Source organism: Pedobacter rhodius, from assembly GCF_027213645.1.
In the GTDB taxonomy this organism is placed as follows: Bacteria; Bacteroidota; Bacteroidia; order Sphingobacteriales; family Sphingobacteriaceae; genus Pedobacter; species Pedobacter rhodius.
Map to the genome: position 1 here is coordinate 463,625 of NZ_JAPWGL010000001.1, position 21,340 is coordinate 484,964.

General features: G+C 36.7%; 17 protein-coding genes. 7 read left to right on the forward strand and 10 right to left on the reverse strand.

The annotated features are described in order from the left end of the window. Positions 1-48 precede the first annotated feature (48 nt). Positions 49-255 carry a hypothetical protein gene (locus O0931_RS02220; protein WP_269413918.1) on the reverse strand — a complete coding sequence of 69 codons (207 nt, stop codon included), beginning with the start codon at positions 253-255 and terminating at the stop codon, positions 49-51. A 164-nt stretch (positions 256-419) separates the two neighbouring features. Then, positions 420-1,688, reverse strand: a complete 1,269-nt coding sequence (locus O0931_RS02225; RefSeq protein WP_269413919.1) for an exo-beta-N-acetylmuramidase NamZ family protein — start codon at positions 1,686-1,688, stop codon at positions 420-422. Between the two features lie 162 nt (positions 1,689-1,850). On the opposite strand from O0931_RS02225, the gene O0931_RS02230 reads away from it, so the two are divergent. Then, positions 1,851-3,071 carry an ABC transporter permease gene (locus O0931_RS02230; protein ID WP_269413920.1) on the forward strand — a complete coding sequence of 407 codons (1,221 nt, stop codon included), beginning with the start codon at positions 1,851-1,853 and terminating at the stop codon, positions 3,069-3,071. 113 nt (positions 3,072-3,184) lie between these two features. On the opposite strand, the gene O0931_RS02235 is transcribed toward O0931_RS02230, so the two are convergent. Beyond that, entirely contained in the window at positions 3,185-3,985 is an 801-nt protein-coding gene (locus O0931_RS02235) for a tRNA pseudouridine synthase A (RefSeq protein WP_269413921.1), read from the reverse strand. A gap of 171 nt (positions 3,986-4,156) precedes the next feature. Between O0931_RS02235 and O0931_RS02240 the strand changes: the two genes are divergently transcribed. Both O0931_RS02240 and O0931_RS02245 read left to right on the forward strand, forming a co-directional pair. Beyond that, on the forward strand, positions 4,157-5,902 hold the full coding sequence (locus tag O0931_RS02240) for a DNA integrity scanning protein DisA nucleotide-binding domain protein (protein WP_269413922.1): 1,746 nt from the start codon (positions 4,157-4,159) through the stop codon (positions 5,900-5,902). 1 nt (position 5,903) lies between these two features. Continuing rightward, a complete protein-coding gene (locus O0931_RS02245; protein ID WP_269413923.1) occupies positions 5,904-6,275 on the forward strand; it encodes a YchJ family protein in 372 nt (123 codons plus the stop codon). Positions 6,276-6,401: 126 nt separating this feature from the next. On the opposite strand, the gene O0931_RS02250 is transcribed toward O0931_RS02245, so the two are convergent. From O0931_RS02250 to mnmC2, 5 genes are all read right to left on the reverse strand, one after another. Next, positions 6,402-6,809 carry a hypothetical protein gene (locus O0931_RS02250; protein WP_269413924.1) on the reverse strand — a complete coding sequence of 136 codons (408 nt, stop codon included), beginning with the start codon at positions 6,807-6,809 and terminating at the stop codon, positions 6,402-6,404. A gap of 1 nt (position 6,810) precedes the next feature. Continuing rightward, a complete protein-coding gene (gene mazG, locus O0931_RS02255; RefSeq protein WP_269413925.1) occupies positions 6,811-7,617 on the reverse strand; it encodes a nucleoside triphosphate pyrophosphohydrolase in 807 nt (268 codons plus the stop codon). 362 nt (positions 7,618-7,979) lie between these two features. Then, positions 7,980-9,089 carry an AI-2E family transporter gene (locus tag O0931_RS02260; protein WP_269413926.1) on the reverse strand — a complete coding sequence of 370 codons (1,110 nt, stop codon included), beginning with the start codon at positions 9,087-9,089 and terminating at the stop codon, positions 7,980-7,982. A 79-nt stretch (positions 9,090-9,168) separates the two neighbouring features. Further along, positions 9,169-10,116, reverse strand: coding sequence for an aldo/keto reductase (locus O0931_RS02265; RefSeq protein WP_269413927.1), 948 nt, complete (start codon positions 10,114-10,116; stop codon positions 9,169-9,171). 348 nt (positions 10,117-10,464) lie between these two features. Continuing rightward, on the reverse strand, positions 10,465-11,130 hold the full coding sequence (mnmC2, locus tag O0931_RS02270) for a tRNA (5-methylaminomethyl-2-thiouridine)(34)-methyltransferase MnmC2 (protein WP_269413928.1): 666 nt from the start codon (positions 11,128-11,130) through the stop codon (positions 10,465-10,467). A 131-nt stretch (positions 11,131-11,261) separates the two neighbouring features. Between mnmC2 and O0931_RS02275 the strand changes: the two genes are divergently transcribed. Continuing rightward, positions 11,262-11,651: an MmcQ/YjbR family DNA-binding protein gene (locus O0931_RS02275; protein ID WP_269413929.1), complete on the forward strand. Its 390-nt coding sequence runs from the start codon at positions 11,262-11,264 to the stop codon at positions 11,649-11,651. A 14-nt stretch (positions 11,652-11,665) separates the two neighbouring features. On the opposite strand, the gene O0931_RS02280 is transcribed toward O0931_RS02275, so the two are convergent. Both O0931_RS02280 and O0931_RS02285 read right to left on the reverse strand, forming a co-directional pair. After that, positions 11,666-12,442 carry a DUF2625 domain-containing protein gene (locus tag O0931_RS02280; protein ID WP_269413930.1) on the reverse strand — a complete coding sequence of 259 codons (777 nt, stop codon included), beginning with the start codon at positions 12,440-12,442 and terminating at the stop codon, positions 11,666-11,668. A 309-nt stretch (positions 12,443-12,751) separates the two neighbouring features. Then, positions 12,752-14,788 carry a M13 family metallopeptidase gene (locus O0931_RS02285; protein WP_269413931.1) on the reverse strand — a complete coding sequence of 679 codons (2,037 nt, stop codon included), beginning with the start codon at positions 14,786-14,788 and terminating at the stop codon, positions 12,752-12,754. A 455-nt stretch (positions 14,789-15,243) separates the two neighbouring features. Here O0931_RS02285 and O0931_RS02290 point away from each other — a divergent pair, with 455 nt between their 5' ends. The 3 genes from O0931_RS02290 to O0931_RS02300 all read left to right on the forward strand — a co-directional run bounded on the left by O0931_RS02290 (position 15,244) and on the right by O0931_RS02300 (position 21,128). Further along, on the forward strand, positions 15,244-17,220 hold the full coding sequence (locus tag O0931_RS02290) for a heavy metal translocating P-type ATPase (RefSeq protein WP_269413932.1): 1,977 nt from the start codon (positions 15,244-15,246) through the stop codon (positions 17,218-17,220). Positions 17,221-17,273: 53 nt separating this feature from the next. After that, a complete protein-coding gene (locus tag O0931_RS02295; RefSeq protein WP_269413933.1) occupies positions 17,274-17,909 on the forward strand; it encodes a Uma2 family endonuclease in 636 nt (211 codons plus the stop codon). A 519-nt stretch (positions 17,910-18,428) separates the two neighbouring features. Then, entirely contained in the window at positions 18,429-21,128 is a 2,700-nt protein-coding gene (locus O0931_RS02300; RefSeq protein WP_269413934.1) for a valine--tRNA ligase, read from the forward strand. Positions 21,129-21,340: the final 212 nt, after the last annotated feature.

A 21,340-nucleotide genomic window follows, 5' to 3' on the forward strand; every position in this document is an offset into this window, starting at 1 on the left:
TCCACTATATGCAGGATAATATTTCATGTTCATGATGCAGCCTATCATTTACTCTTTTGGTGCTTTCTTTATCGAATGAACCGGCTGTTCTTCGTTTTCCCTTTGTTTAGCAGGATTATCGGTTTTAACTGGTTTATTCGGCGAACTGTCATCAGGTTTTCTAACGGTTTTATTATCTACCGGTTTTCTTCCTTTTGGCACCTCTTCCTGATAATTACTTCCAGGTTTATCGCTTGTAACTTTTGGTCCGCTCATGTTTTTTAGGATTGAATTTGAATGACAGATGGATTGAATGCCTGGAAAGTGTCCAATGACTCAATCGTGATTATAGAAGAAGAACAATCGCCATTTACACATTGTTTTAATTGATTGTGTTATCAGCAAACTAATTCTACCTTCAATCCGTCTTTCATCAATCATTAGTTGTAGAGCAAATACTTCTTACGCATGGTTTTGTAGGCAGACAATCCAGGTTCCCAACTTGCTCTGATTTCCTTTTCACTTTTGCCGGCAATTATCTGTTGTCTGAAACTCGCAACACCAATTAACCGCTCAATTGGCATGGTCTGATTACTCAATTTGGAATTAAAAAAATCCTCCTTTTTAGGTGAAGCTTTATATAATTGAATAACCCAATCGATGTTTATTTTCCGTTCTTTTCTTAAAATGGAAATATCATAATTTCTTAAATCTATTCCGTAACAAAGCTCATCTTTAAATAATGGTGTTTCTGCCATTCCTTTTATTCCGGTAGGTGTATAAGAGAATTTGTAAATTCCTTTTAAATATGGTGCACCTATTACGGTAAAGGGAAATTGCGTTCCGCGACCGTGGTTAAGGTAAATTCCTTCAAATAGACAGGTAGATGGATATAAAAGAATTGATTGTTGCGTATTTAAGTTTGGGGATGGTTTAACAGGCAAAGTATATTCCATGTCATGATTATAATTCGCATTTTTGATAATTGTAATTTTGCATTTCGCTTTATCTTTTAACCAGCCCTCACCATTAAGCATTTGGGCATATTCGCCAATAGTTAAGCCATGGGCGATTGGAATAGGCTGAATGCCTATGCCTGATTTAAATTGCGGATCCAGAATCGGCCCATCAATTAAATAACCATTAGGATTTGGACGATCTAAAATCAGCAGTTCTTTATTATTTGCTGCACAGGCTTCCATAACGTGTTGTAAGGTATTTATATAGGTGTAGAAACGAACACCAACATCCTGTATATCAAAAACCATCAGGTCTATATCTGCGAGATCTTCCTGCGTTGGTGTGCTGTGCTTGCCATATAAAGAGACGGCTTTAATACCTGTTTTTGCATCAATAGCATCATCAACTTTAACGCCGGCACTTGCATCGCCTCTAAAACCGTGTTCAGGACCAAATATCTTTTGGATTTTAATACCTCGTTTTAATAAACTATCAACAGATGTTGCCCCGCCTATTATTGAAGTCGGGTTAACAACCATACCTATACGTTTTCCTTCCAGTAAGGGTAAATATTTTTCAGTTTGTTCTGCACCGGTTTTAATAGCAGGCAATTTTAAGTTATCTTTTATTAATGCTTTACGGTTTGCAGGGGTTTTGCTGCCCAGCTCCTGGTTTAAAGGTTTTTGCTCTTGTCCGCAAGCGGATACTGCAAGTAAAACAGATAAGGCAAAGCTGATGTATATTTTCATATTCAGAATAATTTTTAATCAATTAAATTAAAAACAAAACAATTTAACAATTTTTAAATTATTGTTAAACGCGTATTGATTATTTTACGAATGCTTATTTATTTTCAAAAATGCCATTTTTAAAAAGGATTTAAGCATTTTTGTTCCAACAAATTTATCAAATTGAATTTCGAGTATTTCATAGCCGGGCGAATCGCCATAAAATCAGAACGAACTTTTTCAAAGCTCATAGTGCGTATTGCCATTGCAGGTGTAATGTTAAGTCTTGCGGTTATGATTTTATCTATTGCCATAATCAAAGGCTTTAAAACTCAAATTCAGGATAAAGTCCGTGGTTATTTAGGGGATGTTCAAATCACCCGTTACGATTTAAATAATTCTTTCGAGCATTCGCCATTTGTTTTAGATGCCGAGACTCAAAAAAAACTCAAAAGCAATCCTGATATAGAATACTTTTATCCGTTTGCTACGAAGCCGGCTATTATTTCTGCAAATGAAGAAATAGAAGGCATAAACTTTAAGGGTGTCGACAAAGGCTATAACTGGGATTATATCAAACAACATATTATCAGCGGAACCATTATTGATTTTTCTGACAGTACTGCCGCTATGCAGGAACTCCTAATTTCTAGCTATACGGCAAACCGGTTGAAACTTAAAACCGGTGATGATTTTATTATGTATTTTGTTCAAAATCAGCTGCGGCCACGCAAATTTAAGATTGTAGGGATTTACGATATCGGTGTAGAGGATATTGATAAAGGATTCGTACTTGGTAACCTGAATATTATAAAGCGATTAAACAGCTGGAAAACAAATGAAATCGGTGGTGTTGAAATCAGAATTAAAGATTTTAATAAATTAAAAAACGTAGCAGATAGCATATTTGAAGAATTGCCGCAAAATCTGCGTTCTTATTCCATTAAAGAAAACTTTCAGAATATATTTACCTGGTTAGGGTTACTTGATGTAAATACAAGCGTTTTACTTATCCTGATGCTTATTGTTGGCGTTATAAATATGATTACCGCGCTTTTAATTATGATATTAGAGCGCACCAATATGATTGGCATGCTAAAATCATTTGGTGCAAGTAATTGGAGCATCATGAAAATTTTCCTTTACAATGCTGCTTATTTAATCGGTATCGGTTTATTGCTGGGTAATGTTTTAGGTATCGGTTTAGGATTGATTCAACAATCAACACATATTTTTAAGCTCGATCAATCTTCGTATTTTTTAGCTTATGCGCCAATAGAACTTCATTTTATTGATGTACTTGCACTAAATTTTATTACAGTTGTGGTGTGTTTAACTGTTCTATTAATACCTTCCTTATTAATCAGCAAAGTTTCGCCATTAAAAGCCATCCGATTTAAATAGGCTAATAGTTTCTTGCGATATCGAACGCGAAAACCTGAATAAGTTCTGAATGAGGTTTATACATGTTATTAAACATCGTTGCTACAACTTAACTTAGGATAAATGCACTACGACTAAGCTAATTTCCATTCTATACCCTGAACTGCAGAAATAATTTCGGTTCTCGGTTCGAGATTTAAATATGGGTAAGTAACCTTTGATAAATATAAACCTGTTGGATGTGCAGGTAACGAAAGTTTGGAAGCCTTGAGGTTTATCAGTTCACTTTCGAATTCATCAAAACTCAGTTCGCCTTTTCCAACCATCAAAATTTTACCCATTGTAATCCGAATCATTTTACCGAGAAAACGATTGCTGGCGATGTGAAATCTAAATCTGTCACCTTTTGGATTTACAAATAAATCAGCAGCCATCACATTGCAAATGGTATGTTCGTATTTATCCGGATGGGTACAAAAAGCCCGGTAATCTTTGTATTTAGGCAGTAGTTTTACTACCGCCTTCATTTTATCAAAATCGAGGTTTTTCAATTGGTAAAAAGAACTTTGATTACTTAAAAATGGATCTTTGTAAGTATGGATAAAGTAATCGTATTTCCGTTGAACGGCATCAAAACGGGCATGGGGCTTTCCTTCCATTTTAATAATGTCGAAAATTGCAATATTATATGGTAAAGCTTTATTTAAAATGTAGAGCAAATCAAAATCGAAGTCTTTTTCTATGTCTGCATGGAAAAAAAACTGACTTGCGTGTACATGTGCATCAGTTCTGCCGCAACCAATAATCGGGATGGGTGTTTTAAAGATTTTAAAAAGCGTTTGTTCTATAACTTCCTGTACGCTTTTAACGCCAGGTTGTTTTTGCCAGCCACTAAAATATTGGCCCTGATATGCAATATGAAAGAAATACCTCATTTTTCGAATTGCAATTTTACGGAAAATAAGCGGAGTAGAGGGGGCGTTATCGTTACAATAACTTAACTTTCTTTAACATTAAGCTATTCAAAGAAAAATATCTTTGAGTTCACCTGAAATAAAAGCCTGAAAATGTAAGCAACTATACCTGATTTAAATTCGAGAACAACCATGATAAGTTGCAATAATTTAATTTGGGATGAGCAGTTGCATTGTCAGATTTCGCTTCAATTAGCCGCAGAAGAACTTTTTGACTCCCTGGATGAACGCCTTCACCCTAAAGTATTTATGATTGGCGTTCGGATTGCTGATGATTCGAACAAAGCGTTTATTAATCTGGAATGTAAGGATTGCGATTACTGCGTTGCTGATTTTTTAAGCTTACAGGCCATTCCGAAAATTATTCATCCAACCCAGAAAGATGTTAAAATTGGTGTTTCAGCTTATGTGGCAAATGGTTATCTATCAAAAATTCAACAGGTTTTAAGAAATCATTCAAAGCGTAATGTTGTAGAAAGCTTTATTTCCAATCCGGCTTACATTAATGGATATCTGGTTTTTGTCGTTACGGAACTGAGTCGGGCTGTGATGAACACTTACTATACACTAACTAAAGATTTTTCAACTGCCGCTAAGACACTAAAGATAAGTCGTTCGTTTATCGAAAGTATCATCAAAACCTATCTGAATGCCAGTACAAATGCTTTAAAGGCAAAGTCGCAATCGGAATTTAAAATTTTATCTAAAAGCAGAGACGAACTGGTGAGCTCTGCAGCGCATGATTTCATGGTAACGGTTTCGGCTGCAGGGCAGAATACACAGCACCTTCATATGTTATACGACGCCTGCAATACCATTTCATCTTTAAAATATGAGGGTGAAGAGGGCTTAGGGAAAATGATTGTCGCCAGTATAAACCATAAAAATGTTGAATTAATTATTGCTTTGGAAGAGCCGATTCACATCAAGGATTTTAGAAAGGTCAGAAAATTTTTAGAGCTTGCTGACCATAAAAACCTGCTGATTTCTGATTCGGTTTTTATTTACGGATTAGGGAAACTTACGGGAAAATACAATTATCATGAAGAATCTTTATTTGTGATACATTTTACCAAACATTTCCATTGGGAGGTTTTGCATCATGATAAAATTATGCTTTCTGTCGCTTTCAGGATGCCGAGTTTCTACAGCGAACAAATTAATAAAGAGCGGTTTTATTCTACATTGAGCAGGGTTTTTAAAACTATTCAGCGGGGAAAACTGAACAAATTATGGGGAATTACGGTTGAGGCCACGAAGCAAAAACATGGTACAATTCTAGTAATTTCTGATGCCGCAAAGGAAGAATCCAGCAGGTTAGTTGATCAGTCTTTCAAAATAAAACCTGTAGTATTAACCAAAAATATGGTTCATCAGGTTACTTCAATTGATGGTGCCGTATTGCTAGATACAGATTGCTTTTGCCACGGAATTGGCGTTATTTTAGATGGAATTGCCAGTTCTTATGGCGACTCCTCGAGAGGAGCGAGGTTTAATTCAGCCGTGCGTTATTATGAATTTATGGAGAAAAAGGCAGGAATTGTGGTGGTGGTTATTTCTGAAGATGGCATGATAAACCTGATTCCGGAGTTAAAGCCACAGGTAATGCATTCCCATATTTTAAAAAAGATTGGAGAACTGAGAGCTTTGGTACATGCAGATTATAATGACAGGCGAAGATTTAATATTATTATGGAGTTTTTCAGCCATAATCATTTTTATTTCAGCGAAAAGGAATGCGAAGTGATTAATGCTTTAAAAGCAACTCTGGAACATAAATACAGATTTATTGATGGCGTTAAGATGATTTACGATAATTTTGAACCTAATAAGAAAATGAATTCATCTTATTACCTAAAAGAAATTAATCAACAGTAATATGAATTGTCCGTGCGGAAATAATTTGTTGTACAAAAATTGCTGCCAGCCTTACCATTTAAAAATCAGGATTGCGCCAACTGCCGAAGCCTTAATGCGTTCGCGATATTCGGCTTTTGTAGTGGCCGACGGGGATTATCTTTATGAAACCACACATACAAGCAAACGAAAGGGAAATTCGAAAAACGCATATCTAAAAAGCGCAAAAAATATTAAATGGATAAAGCTCGAAATCGTTTCGGCTGGTTTTGATACAGTAGAGTTTAAAGCTTTTTACCTGAATAAACAGTTTGAAACAGAAGTGCTGCATGAAAAATCCAACTTTAAATTTGAAGGAGGGAAATGGTATTACGTAGACGGGGTGTTTTATTAGAAATTCAGTCTAAAAGTCGTTAATTGCGAGGCACAAGGCAGTCCTTCTTTTTGTCTTAAGGTGTTTTTCTGTCAATGTAATAGGATTTACGTAAATCATAATCGCATATTTAATACAATAAGTGTGTTAAACATCAATATCCAGAGTAAGTTCTATTTTGCCGGAATTAGTTTGGTAAACATCTAAAGCAACTAAATCCAGGCCATAAACATCAAATGATTCGACTTCTGATTTTGAAAATTCCAAAAATTTTTCCCTGATTTCGATTAATAATAATTTTCTTGAGAAGCCAATTGATGAAAATAAATGAAAAGATGTTGGCTTCGCCAGCGGATAATCAACAGAAATCGTAATTTCATGCGCAGCAATTACAACTTCATCCGCATCAATAAGGTTTAAAATTTCTTCATTTGCCTTGCCAATGTTTACCCATGGAATAATCCCGCCATCAATGGTTTGTGTAGCGGTAACATTAAAAGTGATGATGTTAATCAGGTTTTTTGGGACTTGATTATCGTTTAGGGCTGAACTCATATTACAATTTCTTTGCCTCGTTCCAATAAATATCCATTTCAGCAAGTGTCATGTCTGCTAAAGCTTTGCCGTTTTCTTTGGCCTTGTTTTCTAAATATTGAAAACGCTTGATAAACTTTTTATTGGTTTTCTCCAATGCATTTTCGGGATTGATGTTGATGAAACGGGCGTAATTAATTAATGAAAAAAGCACATCGCCAAACTCAGATTCTGCTTTTTCTACGTCGATAGCAGTATTATCCTCTACATTAAATTCGGCTTTAAATTCTTGTAATTCCTCTTCAACCTTTTCCCAAACCTGATTTTTATTTTCCCAATCGAAACCAACACCACGCGCTTTTTCCTGAATTCGAGCAGCTTTGACCAAGGCCGGTAAAGAACCTGGAACACCCGCTAAAACGGATTTGTTTCCCTCTTTTAATTTAATTTGTTCCCAGTTCCGCTTAACATCTTCTTCGTTTTGCACTTCGATATCGCCGTAAATATGTGGATGGCGGGTAACCAGTTTATCGCAAACACCATTTAAAACATCAGCAATGTTAAAGTCATTTGTTTCTGAAGCGATTCTAGCGTAAAAAACCAGGTGCATCATTACATCGCCCAATTCCTTTTTAATTTCATTTAAATTACCCTCCAGAATGGCATCACTTAATTCGTAAGTTTCTTCGATAGTTAAATGGCGCAAAGTTTCCATAGTTTGTTTTTTATCCCATGGACATTGTGTACGTAGCGTATCTAAAACAGTGAGCAAACGGTTAAAGGCATCGGCAGGATTGTGTGCGGCAGCTGGAATCGGGTTATTAGGCATAGTTGTGTTTTTATGGTTCACCACAAAGGTGTAAAGACTACTAAGAAGATTTGCTATATATTTCTTAGATTTTGATAAAGGTGAAAATAAATCTTCGTGCCTTGGTGGTTAAATAATTTATTGAACGCTAAAGTACCAAACCTAAGTGATTAAGAAAAATGGAATTCTCGACGTTCACCACAAAGGCGCGAAGGCACAAAGAAGATTTGCTATATATTTCTTAGATTTTAATAAAGGCGAAAATAAATCTTTGTGTCTTGGTGCTTAATAATTTATCGAACGCCAAAATGCTAAATCCGGATAAAAATTCCCGGTAAATTGGCTGAAACACTCAAATCTCAGCTGCCAGCTTTTAGGCATCATTAATCTTTTTCCTCTAGTTTAATCTTTTTCGTAATTCTGTAAACACGTTTCTTTTTGTCTGGTTTATGTTCTTCGCCCATTAAAATTCCCCATGGTTTAAGCGTATCAACCCGGTCGAATATAATTTTAAGCATAGCTAAATAAGGAATACACAAAAACATACCTGATATGCCCCAAATCATTTCCCCTATTACGATACCGATAAAGGCAAACAAGGCATTTATTTTTACTTTGGAGCCTACAACCAAAGGCATTAACACGTTCCCGTCAACAGCATGCACACCAACAAAAGCAATCAAAACCAGTAAAACTTTACCGGCACCGGCCGTTGCAAAGGTGATTAAGCAACTGATAAGCAGCGCGAAAAATATGCCTAAGTATGGAACTACATTAAAAATACCGGCTACTAAACCCAAAAGAACAGCGTATTTAACGCCCAGTAAACTTAAAATTGCAATTATCAAAACAGTAACAATTAACATTTGTAAGAACAAACCAATAATGTATTTCTTAATGATGTATTGAATCTGACTAACGATTTCAGTTACCTTTTCTTTGTGTTCCTCTTTGAAAACTGATGTCAGAAATGTAAATAAAACCCTGCGGTAATTTAAAATGAAAAAGGTAAACAGCAATGTAAAACCTAAAAAAAGCAGTGTAGAGGAAAGTGTTGCTAATGTTGTAGCAACGATAGTTGCACTCGTTGCCAAAGCTTTTTCGGTACTGTCATTTAAATAAGCGAGCTGCTTTTCAGAATTCACATGGAATGTAGATGAAATCCACTTTTGCAATTCATGATAGGAAATGCTTGCTTTTTCTTTCAATAATGGCCAATCGGCCCATAAATCACTTAGTTGATTGCCAAAGAAATAGATAATTCCGCTAATTACCGCAATCATTAAAATCACGGAAACGATAGTAGACAAACTTCTTTTCAACTTAAATCGTTGTTCTAAAAAGCTGCCAACCGGTAGCAGTAAAATGGCCATCAGAAATGAAAATAGTAATGGCGCTAACAACGACTGCCCTAAAATGGCGATGTACGTTAAACTGATTAAACAGAACAGAACAAGTGCCAGTTTCGGGAGAAAAGATAGTTTTTCTTTCATGGTAATTTAAATCCTGTTTAATACAAAGTGCCCGATTAAATGTTTTACCAATCGGGCACTTAAATATAATGGATTATTCTTAATAGATGCTAGCTTTATCTAAAATCGAAATATCTTCTGTGTTTAACTTCAAATCAGCAGCTTCTTTAAATGATTTTAGCTGATTCAGATCCGTTACGCTTGCAATTGGAGCAGTGACGGATGGATGATGAATTAACCAGGCCAGAGCTACCGATGCTGGCTCAACACCATATGTTTGGGCAACTTTATCTAATCCCTCTAAAATTTTAAAACCTCTATCGTTCATAAATTTCTTTACTCCGCCACCCCGCTGACTTTTACTCAAATCATTTTCACTGCGGTACTTCCCAGTTAAAAATCCGCTTGCTAAAGAATAATATGTAACCACGCCTAAGCCATGGTCGAGACAAATTTTTTCATGTTCCCACTCAAATTCTTCCCTGTCGTATAAATTATAACCAGGTTGATAAACTTCATACCGGGGCAAATTATGACTGGCAGAGAAAAGTAAAGATTCTTTTAGTCTGTCTGCTGAGAAATTTGATGCACCAATCCAGCGTACCTTTCCGGCTTTAATTAGGGTTTCATAAGCACTTAAGGTTTCTTCAACAGGTGTCGATTCATCATCAAAATGAGAAAAATATAAATCGATATAGTCGGTCTGTAAGCGGGAAAGCGAATGTTCAACTTCGTTAATGATATAATCTTTTTTTAACGATTTTCCACTTCCCATATCAGAACCAACTTTGGTCGCAATAATAACTTCCTGACGTTTGTTGCTCTTTTTTAACCAGTTGCCAATAATGGTTTCCGATTCGCCGCCTTTATTTCCCGGCACCCAACGCGAATACACATCTGCAGTATCGATAAAATTAAATCCACTTTCTATAAAATGGTCTAATATTTCAAATGATTTTTGCTCGTCGATAGTCCATCCGAAAACGTTTCCTCCAAATACAATTGGCGCGATATTTAAATCTGTTTTTCCTAAGGTTCTTTTTTCCATGACATGAAATTTAATAGTGGTTTAACAAAGAAAGGATGTTGAGGTTTTAAACAGGGGTTGGAATTTGTCAGATTAGAAACCCGACTAATAAAAATTCGAAAAGCAATCCAGCATTTCATTTTAAAGTTCGACCCGTGTTACAGTACAAGTTTTTTTAACTCGGTCACTCTATGGTTTAAAGCAATTTTTTCATCGGTTGCAGATGCTTCGTGCCTCAGCATGACAATAATATTTAAGGAAGTGTTAAAAAAAGCTATCCGCTGCACCGGGTTTAGGTACTCCTGTTCTTGCTAATATTTAAGTTTTTTACTGGAAGATGGCCATCATCCATTTTACATCTTCCATCCACTACATCCCTTTAATCGCCCTAAGCATTTCTCTTTTTCCAGGCGCTCCAGGTAATTTCTCGATGTTAAAACCACAGGCCTTTACTGCTCGCTTAAGTTTTCCGGTAATTGCGTAAGTGACAAAAACGCCACCAGGTTTCAGGAAACTGCAAGCGTGAGCGATAATTTCATCGCTCCACATTTCAGGTTGATGCTGGACTGAAAAAGCATCATAGTAAATTACATCAAATTTTTTTTCGGTACCGAATTCGGCTAAAGTAGTATGTGGGATTTCCAATTCGCAAAGTGGGGATAACGTTTGTGATGATGTTAAACTTCTTTCATAGTTGGATATGAAAGCTGTCCAGATTTGTGAAGAAACGTAATTTGAGTAACCCGTTTGGTTGATTATATCTATTGTTAATGGAAAAGGTTCTACACTGGTGTAATCTAATTTGATATTGTTCTCGTTGCAATATTCGAAACTTAAGATAAAATTTAAACCTGTTCCGAAACCTACTTCCAAAACCGAAATTTCAGTTTTCCCCTCAGATATAAACTTTAAGCCTGCGTCAATAAAAACATGTTTGCTTTCTTGTAATGCGCCGTGTTTGCTATGGTAATGTTCGCCTATGGTTTCATTGTAAAGGGTATTTGAACCATCGGCAGTAAGGGTTAAAATATTCATGTATGTATCAGGATTTAAAAGATAAAAAGATTTTCAAGATAAGAAAGCAAAGGTAAACCAGGATTAATAGGATTTAAGATTTTAATAAAGAATTACTATTTTCGTTCTTCAAGAATTAAAGTGTAAACATAGTGAAATTCGTATTTGTTTACCCCAAAACCATAAACGCTAAAATGGATATCGAATCTTTTAGAGCATATTGTTTAAGTCTGCCGGGCACAACCGAAGGCATGAAGTGGGACCATCTTTGTTTCATGATTGAGGAAAAAATCTACGTTATTGTTGCTATTGATGAAGGAAGCAGGTTTTCTATAAAATGTAACCCTGATGATTTTGATGCATTAACGGCAAGAGATGGGATTGCACAGGCCTATCATCTGGCAAAGCGACAATGGATACAAGTTGAAAACCTGGATGTGTTAAATGATAAAGAGTTAAAAAGCAGAGTTGCCGACTCAAGAGCAATGGTGTTAGCCAAATTACCTAAGAAAACGCAAGCAAAATATGCTGAAAATTTATAATCGGCAGATAGCTCTTATTGTTTAGTGTCGGTATTCTTAATTCCTTTATCTGCATTTAATGCTTTCGATTTCATGATGTTAAAACGATACATTTCTTCAATACCCACAAGCTTTCTCGTGCATTTTTCAATATCAGTTCCTTTTTCCCATAAATAAGGTCGAAAGCTGTAGGTTTTTGTGCCATCCAGGTTATTGATAAATTCATTCCAGTTGCTCCAGCGTAAACCTTTGTAAAATTGGGATAAATCACTGTCAAAACAAAACACGAGAAATTCGCCATAACCTGCACCTAATGGTTGCCAGGTTAACGTATTTGGTTCGAGGTAATAAACATTTTTAATGTCTTTTCCCAAACCGCCATAATTAATCGCGAAAAAACCACCAACTGCATCATCAGCAACTAAAAGATAAGGCACATTATCACCATATTCTTTTATTGTTTTTCCTTTATTCCATTCAGCAATATTACGGTTTAGCTTTTCACTGCCCGAACCTAAAATTCTAATCCAGCCATTATCAACCATAATACCACCCGTATTATAAATTACTGACCCCAGTGTGGCATAGGTTGTTATTTGAGAATTATGCAATACTGCTTTGGCCATTGCAGAATCAACCGGTAAAACCTCAACCTTGTTTTTTGCGGAAGCGATCCACTTTTGAACAAGCGGCCAGGCTGGGTCCGTATTGTTTACTAATTTGTCAATACTTATCAGTTTATTTTGGGCTTTAACATTTAGCGAAAACAAAAACAGACTGAAAATAAAAATGACCTTAAATATTTTTTTCATGATTTAGGTGGTTCGTTCTCAAAGATAGAATGATAACTATGAATTAATAAAAGATAGCCTTGTTTATTTTTGAAAGGATCGCCATCTCCAATTTAATTGATAATCTTAATGCAAAATATCATGTGCCTGAAGATTTCTCCTTAAGTGTGAATAACGTGGCGCAGCATTAAAAGAGCCCTTTAAACAAAACGTCCCGATTTATTCGGGACGTTCGCATTATAGATTGATATTTATTTCGAGGATAAAATCTTTATAAGGCCTGGAATGGGGAAACCTTTTCCTTCAGCCTTTAAACCTTCAACCTTAAAACTACCACATTCTGATTCTGTCTTCTGGTTTTTTATATAATTTATCGCCGGGCTTAACATCAAATGCAGTATACCAGGCATCCATATTTACCGGTGCACCAATTGTACGGTAAGGGCCCGGTGAATGTGGATCAGTTTTAATCAATTGAGCAGCACTTTCCGGTAAAATATTACCTCTCCAAACTTGTGCCCAGGCTAAAAAGAAGCGCTGGTCTGGTGTGAAACCATCAATTTTTTCATTGCTCTGTCCTTGTTTAGTCATCTTGAAGGCCGTATAAGCTGCATTTAAACCGCCTAAATCGCCGATATTTTCGCCCATGGTTAGCTTACCAATTACATGAACGGTATCCAGAACAGTATAAGCATCGAATTGTTCACCTAAAGCTTTTGTTTTTTCTTCAAATTTTTTGCGATCTTCAGCTGTCCACCAGTTTTTCAGGTTACCTGAAGCGTCGTACTGACTTCCGCTATCATCAAAACCATGGCTCATTTCATGACCAATTACGGCACCAATTCCGCCATAATTTAAAGCATCATCTGCATTTGGATCGAAGAAAGGAAATTGCAGAATTCCAGCAGGGAATGTGATTTCATTCATTGTCGGGCTATAGGATGCGTTAACCGTTGGCGGCGTCATTCCGAAACGGTTACGATCTACAGGTTTACCCAACCTGCTAACATTTTCGTTGTAACCCCATTTACTAGCATTGCGTAAGTTTTGGAAATACGTATTTCTATTAATGTCTAAACCTGTGTAAGTTTCCCATTTAGTTGTGTAGCCAACTTTTGGTCTGAAAGCAGCAAGTTTTTCCAAAGCTTTTTTCTTGGTTTCATCGCTCATCCATTCCAGACCTTTAATTCTGATTTCGAATGCCTTGCGCAAATTAACAATCATTGCATCCATTCTCGCTTTAGCCTCAGGCTTAAAGTATTTGGCAACATATAACTGGCCTAATAATTCACCAATAATGCCATCGGTTAATGATGACATACGTTGCCAGCGAGGTGTTTGAACTTTTTGACCGGTTTGTGCCTGTTGGAAAGCAAAACTTGCTTTAACAAACGGAGAACTTAAACTTCCGGCAGAACCTTTTAAAATATTCCACTCTAAATAAGTTTTCCAGTCTGTTACAGAAACCGATTTCAACATACCATCTACACTTGCCAGAAATTTAGGTGAGGCAACTAACAAAGTATCCTGCCCTTTAATATTAAATTTTGGTAAATAAGCAGACCAATCAATATCAGGCGTTTTTTTATTTAATTCAGCAATAGTTAGTTTATTATAAGTTGCGTAAGGATCACGCATTTCCAAACGGCTCATTTGTGCTTCAGCAAATTGTTTTTCAATTTTAAAAACGGTTTCTGCTTTTTGTTTGGCAACTTCAGGTGTGCTTCCTGTTAAGGTAAACAGTGTAGTCATGTAAGTATTATATGCCTCGCGGATTTTAACACTTCTGGTATCATCTTTCAAATAATAATCACGGTCGGGCAAGGTTGTGCCACCCTGACTGATGTTAACCATGTATTTGTTTACGTTTTTGCGGTCTTGCCCAACGCCAACGCCAAACATTGCGCCGCCTAAACCATTAACCCGCATGTATGCAACCTGGTCTAAAACACCCTGGATATCTTTAATCTGTTGAATTTTAGCTAAATCAGCTTTGATAGGCGTATAACCTAACTTTTCGATAGTAACGGTGTCCATTGCGGCTGCAAAAAAATCGCCAACCCGGCGTTTTACAGACCCTGCAGGTGCAGATTTATCAGCAGCTGCGTCTTCTACAAGCGATTTTACCGCATTAATGTTGAAATCGCGAAGTTCGTTAAATGAGCCCCAGCGTGTTTCTTTAGCCGGAACAGGATTGTTTTTTATCCAGGTACCACTTGCGTAGGTGTAGAAATCATCTCCCGGCTTAACGGATAAATCCATATTTGCAGGGTCGATAAATTTTTTGGTGGTTTGTGCATTTGCAGAAAAGCCGGCAGCGACTATACCCAGTGCCGCAAAATATCTTTTCAAATTTTGGTATTTCATTCGCTTAAATAAGTTAGTTATAACAGCGAAATTTATGAAATACTAATTAATACTGAAACAATATATTAAGAATATTACTTATTAAACCAGTAGTAAATTTTTGCTAAACCTAAGCGCCTGATAAATTCGGATGGCGAGAAATGGAATTTCAGAGATTTCATCATTTTTAAATCTTATTACAGTATTAACATTTTTTAACATATTTTATTGTGTGGCTATAAAAAATTTCGTTATTAAGAATGATTCACAATAATGTGCTAAATTTGAAATATTGTATATTTAACCATACCGGATTCAGAGAAGAACGTTTGGCTTTCATTTCAAATCCAAAGGTTTTTATTAATTTATAAATGTTAATCACATCTTAATTGTGTTTAATTAACAAAGTTTAGCACTTTTATATATTAAACTTAAGCGCTAATACAATCAATAACTGCGTACAGAATAGTATTATAATGAGCCATACCCACGATAAAGAAGATAGCTGTTGCAGTAGTAAAGCACATCAACATACCCATTCCCATGTGCATGCACACAGTCACGATGACGATGAGCATGACCATGGTGGCGACCCATCGGCTATCAAAACCTACTTACCTGCTATAGTTACTTTAGTGATGTTGCTTATCGGCATTGCTTTTGACAATATTTTCAGGGTAGAAGCTTTTAAAATAATCCGTCCCTATTGGTATATCGTTGCGTATTTGCCTGTCGGTATTCCTGTTTTGCAGGAAGTATGGGAAACCTTTAAAGCCAAAGATTTCTTTACTGAATTTTCTTTAATGTCTATTGCTACCATTGGTGCATTTGGCATTGGCGAATATCCGGAAGGGGTAACCGTAATGCTTTTTTATACCATTGGAGAACTTTTTCAAATGGCTGCGGTAAATAGGGCAAAAAGAAATATTGCTGCCCTGCTCGATGTACGTGCAGATGTAGCCAATGTATTACGTAACGGTAAATACGAAAATGTTAAACCCGAAAAAGTAGAAATAGGTGAAATTATTCAGATTAAAGCGGGGGAGAAAATTCCACTGGATGGTGAAATGCGCTCAGAAAAAAGCAGTTTTAATACCGCTGCGTTAACCGGCGAAAGCAAACCTAAAACCATCAATAAAGGTGAAAATGTACTGGCGGGAATGCTAAATTTAGATAAAGTTATCGAAATAAAAGTAACAAAAGCTTTTGCTGATAGTGCCTTATCCCGCATTTTGGAAATGGTTCAAAATGCGACAATACGTAAAGCTAAAACGGAGTTGTTCATCCGCAAGTTTGCAAAGATTTACACACCAATAGTTTTTTTCCTGGCGCTGGCATTGCTTACCATCCCTATTTTAATTTTGGGCAGCGAATATCATTTCCAAACCTGGTTATATCGTTCGCTGGTTTTTCTGGTTATTTCTTGCCCTTGTGCATTGGTGATATCCATTCCGCTGGGTTATTTCGGCGGAATTGGTGCAGCATCGGCCAGTGGCATTCTGTTTAAAGGTTCCAACTTTTTAGATTTAATTACAAAGCTTAATATAGTTGTAATGGACAAAACAGGAACACTTACCAAAGGTGTTTTTAAAGTCCAAAAGGTCGAAAGTAATATTGAAGAAAAAGATTTTCTGAATTATTTAACTGCTATTGAAGCAAAATCTACCCATCCTATTGCCAAAGCCATTGTAGAGTTTGTTGGCGAAACAGCAATGCATCCTGCAGACAATATCGAAGAAATTGCCGGAATGGGGTTAAAAGGAGCGGTTAATGGTAAAGAAATTCTGGCCGGAAATGTTAAACTTTTAGAGAAATTTAACATCGATTTCGATTTAAAAATTACTGATATTGAAGAAAGCATTGTGGCAGTAGCAATAGGCGGAAAATATGTAGGTTACGTTTTAATTGCCGATGAAATTAAAGAAGATGCGGCAGAAGCCATAAAACAACTGCATGCCAATGGCGTAAAACAAGTAGTTATGTTGAGCGGTGATAAAACTTCCATTGTTAAAAAAGTTGCCGGTGTTATAGGTATCGATTCTTTTTTTGGCGATTTACTGCCAGAAGATAAAGTGGCCAAACTGGAAGAAATTAAAAAGGATAAAACAAAAGTTGTGGCTTTTGTTGGTGATGGCATAAATGATACGCCAGTTTTAGCCATCAGCGATATTGGTATGGCAATGGGTGCAATGGGAAGCGATGCCGCTATTGAAACTGCGGATGTGGTGATTCAGACAGACCAACCTTCAAAAATTGTTACCGCAATTAAAATTGGTAAAGCTACCAGAAATGTGGTAATCCAAAATATTTCCTTAGCTTTTGCCGTAAAAGCATTGGTTTTAATTTTAGGTGCCGGGGGTTTGGCAACGATGTGGGAAGCTGTTTTTGCCGATGTTGGTGTCGCATTTTTAGCAATTTTAAATGCAGTAAGGATTCAGAAGATGAAATTTTAACAAACTCATTTTAAGGAAAGGTTTAAATACTATAAATTTTAGTATATTTGAGTATGTCAGAACCAGTCCCTTACAAAACGGATTTGCATGACGGCCCGGTTATGCAGTTTAATGATATCGATGTATCATTAACTTATAGCTATGCAAATTATCTTAACTGGCTTTTCGAAGACAGGGTAGAGCTCATTAAAGGAAAAATCTTTAAAATGAGTCCTGCGCCGTCGAGATTGCATCAGGAAATTTCGATTAATTTGTTAAAACCTTTCCTGAATTTTTTAGATGGCAAACCTTGTAAAGTTTATTCTGCTCCATTCGATGTTCGATTTCCAAAAGAAAGTAAAGCAGATAAAGACGTATTCACCGTCTTACAGCCCGATATCTGTGTAATTTGCGATAGAAGTAAACTGGATGCCAGAGGTTGTATTGGTGCGCCTGATATTGTAATCGAAATCCTGTCGCCGGGAAATAATAAAAAAGAGTTGCTGAATAAATATCAGGTTTATGAAGAATTCGGCGTGAAAGAATATTGGGTGGTTAGCCAAAGCGACCAAAGTATTTTAATTTATACGCTAAACGATCTGTGTAAATTTCAACCTTCTAAAATATTTACACTTAGTGAAAAAATTACCTCGTCTGTTTTGCCGGGTTTTGAACTGGTTTTAGATGAGGTTTTCGGAGATTTGGATTAAAAGCTTATTTGTATTGTTTTCCAAATTCTTCAACTACGTCTTTTAATGTCTTTCTTCGTTTTCTTTGAACCAAACCAGAAAGCTCCGGTTAATTTTCCAATCTGCATCAAAATGTGGCTAAAAAATAATACCTCATATTTTGTATGTTTTTGTAACCTTTAGTGATTACAGTTTAATCGTTTAATGGCTCGGAATGTCAGTTATATCTGCTTGTATACTAATTTGGTGAGTTTATTTTGGTTTCTCGGTACAAGCCTGAATTTCTAAACCTGATTGAAGTGTAAAGCCCACAGCGCAGCGAGGACTTGCAACGAAAAGCAGGACTGGCTTTAAAATGAAAAGCGGATACTGCTTTCCGAATTGATTTAATATAAAAATTATAAATAGAAACACCCTGCCTTTCAGACGCCCCTCCGGGAGTGGGAACTGCATGCCGCCAAACTTCAGCATTCTTTGCTTTAGTCTTTCAACTTTGGGCTTTCAGCTTAATTAGCTATTTTTGGGCTTTTAATATAATTCATGAGCATTTCCACACATTACAATCCTGCAGAAACAGAAGATAAATGGTATAGCTATTGGCTGTCGAAAAAGTTTTTTCACTCAGAACCTGATGAGCGTGAGCCTTACACCATCGTCATTCCGCCGCCAAATGTTACAGGAGTGCTGCACATGGGGCATATGTTGAACAATACGATTCAGGATGTTTTGGTTCGTAAAGCCCGTATGCAGGGTAAAAATGCTTGCTGGGTTCCGGGAACTGACCATGCATCTATTGCTACCGAGGCGAAAGTGGTAGCCATGCTGAAGGAACAAGGCATCAATAAAAAAGACCTTTCCCGTGAAGAATTCTTGAAATATGCATGGGAATGGAAAGAGAAATACGGCGGGATTATTTTAGATCAATTGAAGAAACTTGGAGCAAGCTGCGATTGGGACCGTACGCGTTTTACAATGGAAGACGACCTTTCTGAAGCCGTTATCGATTCGTTTATTCACTTGTATAAAAAAGGCTGGATTTATCGCGGCATCCGTATGGTGAATTGGGACCCGGCCGGTAAAACAGCGGTTTCGGATGAGGAGGTTATTCGTAAGGAAGTAAACCAGAAGTTGTATTATATTAAGTATCAAGTATCGAGTAGCAAGTATCAAGAATCAAATAGCAAGAATCAAGAAGAGCCGGAGTACTTAACGGTTGCGACTACTCGTCCGGAGACAATTATGGCTGATGCAGCGATTTGTATCAACCCGAACGATGAACGTTTTACGCACCTGAAAGGCAAGAAAGTTTTTGTGCCTTTGGTTAACCATGAAATTCCGGTTATTGAGGATGAATACGTAGATATTGAATTTGGTACAGGTTGTTTAAAAGTTACGCCAGCGCATGATTTGAACGATTATGAGTTGGGTGTGAAACACAATTTGCCTGTTACAGATATTTTGAACGATGATGGAACTTTAAATGAATTGGCAGTTATTTTAGTAGGCGAAGACAGGTTTGTTGCCCGTAAAAAGATTGCTAAAATGTTGGAAGAGGCCGGTCATTTAGACAAGGTTGAAGATTATAAATCGCAGGTTGGTTTCTCTGAACGTACCGATGCGGCCATCGAACCAAAGCTTTCTATGCAATGGTTTGTGAAAATGAAAGAAATGGCTCAACCAGCTTTGGATGATGTTTTGAATGGTGAAGTAAACCTGATTCCGAATAAATTTGAGAATACTTACCGCCACTGGATGGAAAACGTGCGGGATTGGAATATTTCCCGTCAGCTTTGGTGGGGGCAAAGGATTCCGGCCTGGTATGATGATAAAGGAAACTGGGTTGTTGCTAAAACTAAAGATGAGGCTCTCGAGGAATTCTGGAAGAAAAAACATTTGGATGAGAGCTGTTTTGAAGCGGAAAAAGCCGGATTTAAACATCAGCTAGAGCCCTTTTTAAGGCAGGATGAAGATGTAATGGATACCTGGTTTTCTTCTTGGCTATGGCCGATATCTGTTTTTGATGGATTTAAAAATCCTGATAATGCAGCTATTAATTACTACTATCCAACCAATGATTTGGTTACGGCACCGGAAATTTTATTCTTTTGGGTGGCTCGTATGATTATGGCCGGACACGAGTTTATGGGCAAAAAACCATTTACGAATGTATATTTAACCGGTATTGTTCGTGATAAATTGGGGCGTAAAATGTCTAAATCGTTAGGTAATTCGCCAGACCCGATTGGACTGATTGAAAAATATGGGGCCGATGCGGTTCGTGTGGGCATGTTAATGTCATCACCTGCGGGCAACGATTTAATGTTCGATGAAGGTTATTGCGAACAAGGACGTAATTTCGCATCGAAAATATGGAACGCTTTTCGCCTGGTTAAAGGCTGGGAAGTTGATGAGCAATTAGAAAACCCGAATACACAAGCAATCTCCTGGTTTGAAAACCGGTTTAATGAAGCTTTAGTAGAAATTGAAGCTAACTTTAAACAATATCGTTTATCGGAAGCTTTAACAACCACCTATAAATTGGTTTGGGATGATTTCTGTGCCTGGTACCTGGAGATGGTTAAACCTGCGTATCAGCAACCGATTGATGCCGAAAGTTATAAAGCGACCATCGCATTTTTTGAAAATATTATCAGGTTGCTACACCCGAATATGCCTTTCTTAACGGAAGAGCTATGGCACGATGATTTATTTGGGGAACGCGGTGAAATGGATTGTTGTATTGTTGCTGAATTTCCGAAGGGTGGAGCAATTGATGAGAAATTACTGAAAGATGCTGAAATTATCAAAACGGTTATCGCTGAAGTCAGAAATGTTCGCAACCGGAAGCAAATTTCACCAAAAGAGGCTTTGCCTTTAAGTTTAAAAGTAAATTCCGATATCGACTATGAAAAATGGCTAAATATTGTTTTCAAATTAGCTAATGTTTCAGAAGCTGAAATTGTAAATGATAAAATCGCCGGTGCAACGGCTTTTATGGCCGGGAAAGATGAATTTTTCATTTCCTTAACTGAGAATATTGATGTTAATGCTGAGCGGATTCGCTTAAATGCTGACCTGGTTTACCTGCAAGGTTTCTTGAAAGCTGTTGATGCAAAACTTGGAAACGAGCGCTTCGTGCAAAATGCTAAACCTGAAATCATTGCAAATGAGCGTAATAAAAAAGCCGATGCTGAAGCTAAAATCAGGATAATTGAAGAAAGTTTGGAACTATTGGGGTAGATTTTCTGTATAATAAACCTTATAAATTTGGCGAAGTCCTTTAGAATTTATTTTCTAAAGGACTTTGTTTTTTAAGCGGTTGTTATCCGGGATTCATTTTATGATCTTAATATCACTTAATGGTCGGTAAGATAAGGAATTGAATTCAGTATCGCGCTTATCCTTTAATGATGCGAAGTTTCTAAATTGTTACCAAACCATTCATAATCTCT

Bases quoted from the DNA above. Each gene is read 5' to 3' on its own strand.
- O0931_RS02220 (WP_269413918.1), bottom strand. From the start codon at position 255: ATGAGCGGACCAAAAGTTACAAGCGATAAACCTGGAAGTAATTATCAG.
- O0931_RS02225 (WP_269413919.1), bottom strand. From the start codon at position 1,688: ATGAAAATATACATCAGCTTTGCCTTATCTGTTTTACTTGCAGTATCC.
- O0931_RS02235 (WP_269413921.1), bottom strand. From the start codon at position 3,985: ATGAGGTATTTCTTTCATATTGCATATCAGGGCCAATATTTTAGTGGC.
- O0931_RS02240 (WP_269413922.1), top strand. From the start codon at position 4,157: ATGATAAGTTGCAATAATTTAATTTGGGATGAGCAGTTGCATTGTCAG.
- O0931_RS02245 (WP_269413923.1), top strand. From the start codon at position 5,904: ATGAATTGTCCGTGCGGAAATAATTTGTTGTACAAAAATTGCTGCCAG.
- O0931_RS02250 (WP_269413924.1), bottom strand. From the start codon at position 6,809: ATGAGTTCAGCCCTAAACGATAATCAAGTCCCAAAAAACCTGATTAAC.
- mazG (WP_269413925.1), bottom strand. From the start codon at position 7,617: ATGCCTAATAACCCGATTCCAGCTGCCGCACACAATCCTGCCGATGCC.
- O0931_RS02260 (WP_269413926.1), bottom strand. From the start codon at position 9,089: ATGAAAGAAAAACTATCTTTTCTCCCGAAACTGGCACTTGTTCTGTTC.
- O0931_RS02265 (WP_269413927.1), bottom strand. From the start codon at position 10,116: ATGGAAAAAAGAACCTTAGGAAAAACAGATTTAAATATCGCGCCAATT.
- mnmC2 (WP_269413928.1), bottom strand. From the start codon at position 11,130: ATGAATATTTTAACCCTTACTGCCGATGGTTCAAATACCCTTTACAAT.
- O0931_RS02280 (WP_269413930.1), bottom strand. From the start codon at position 12,442: ATGAAAAAAATATTTAAGGTCATTTTTATTTTCAGTCTGTTTTTGTTT.
- O0931_RS02285 (WP_269413931.1), bottom strand. From the start codon at position 14,788: ATGAAATACCAAAATTTGAAAAGATATTTTGCGGCACTGGGTATAGTC.
- O0931_RS02290 (WP_269413932.1), top strand. From the start codon at position 15,244: ATGAGCCATACCCACGATAAAGAAGATAGCTGTTGCAGTAGTAAAGCA.
- O0931_RS02295 (WP_269413933.1), top strand. From the start codon at position 17,274: ATGTCAGAACCAGTCCCTTACAAAACGGATTTGCATGACGGCCCGGTT.
- O0931_RS02300 (WP_269413934.1), top strand. From the start codon at position 18,429: ATGAGCATTTCCACACATTACAATCCTGCAGAAACAGAAGATAAATGG.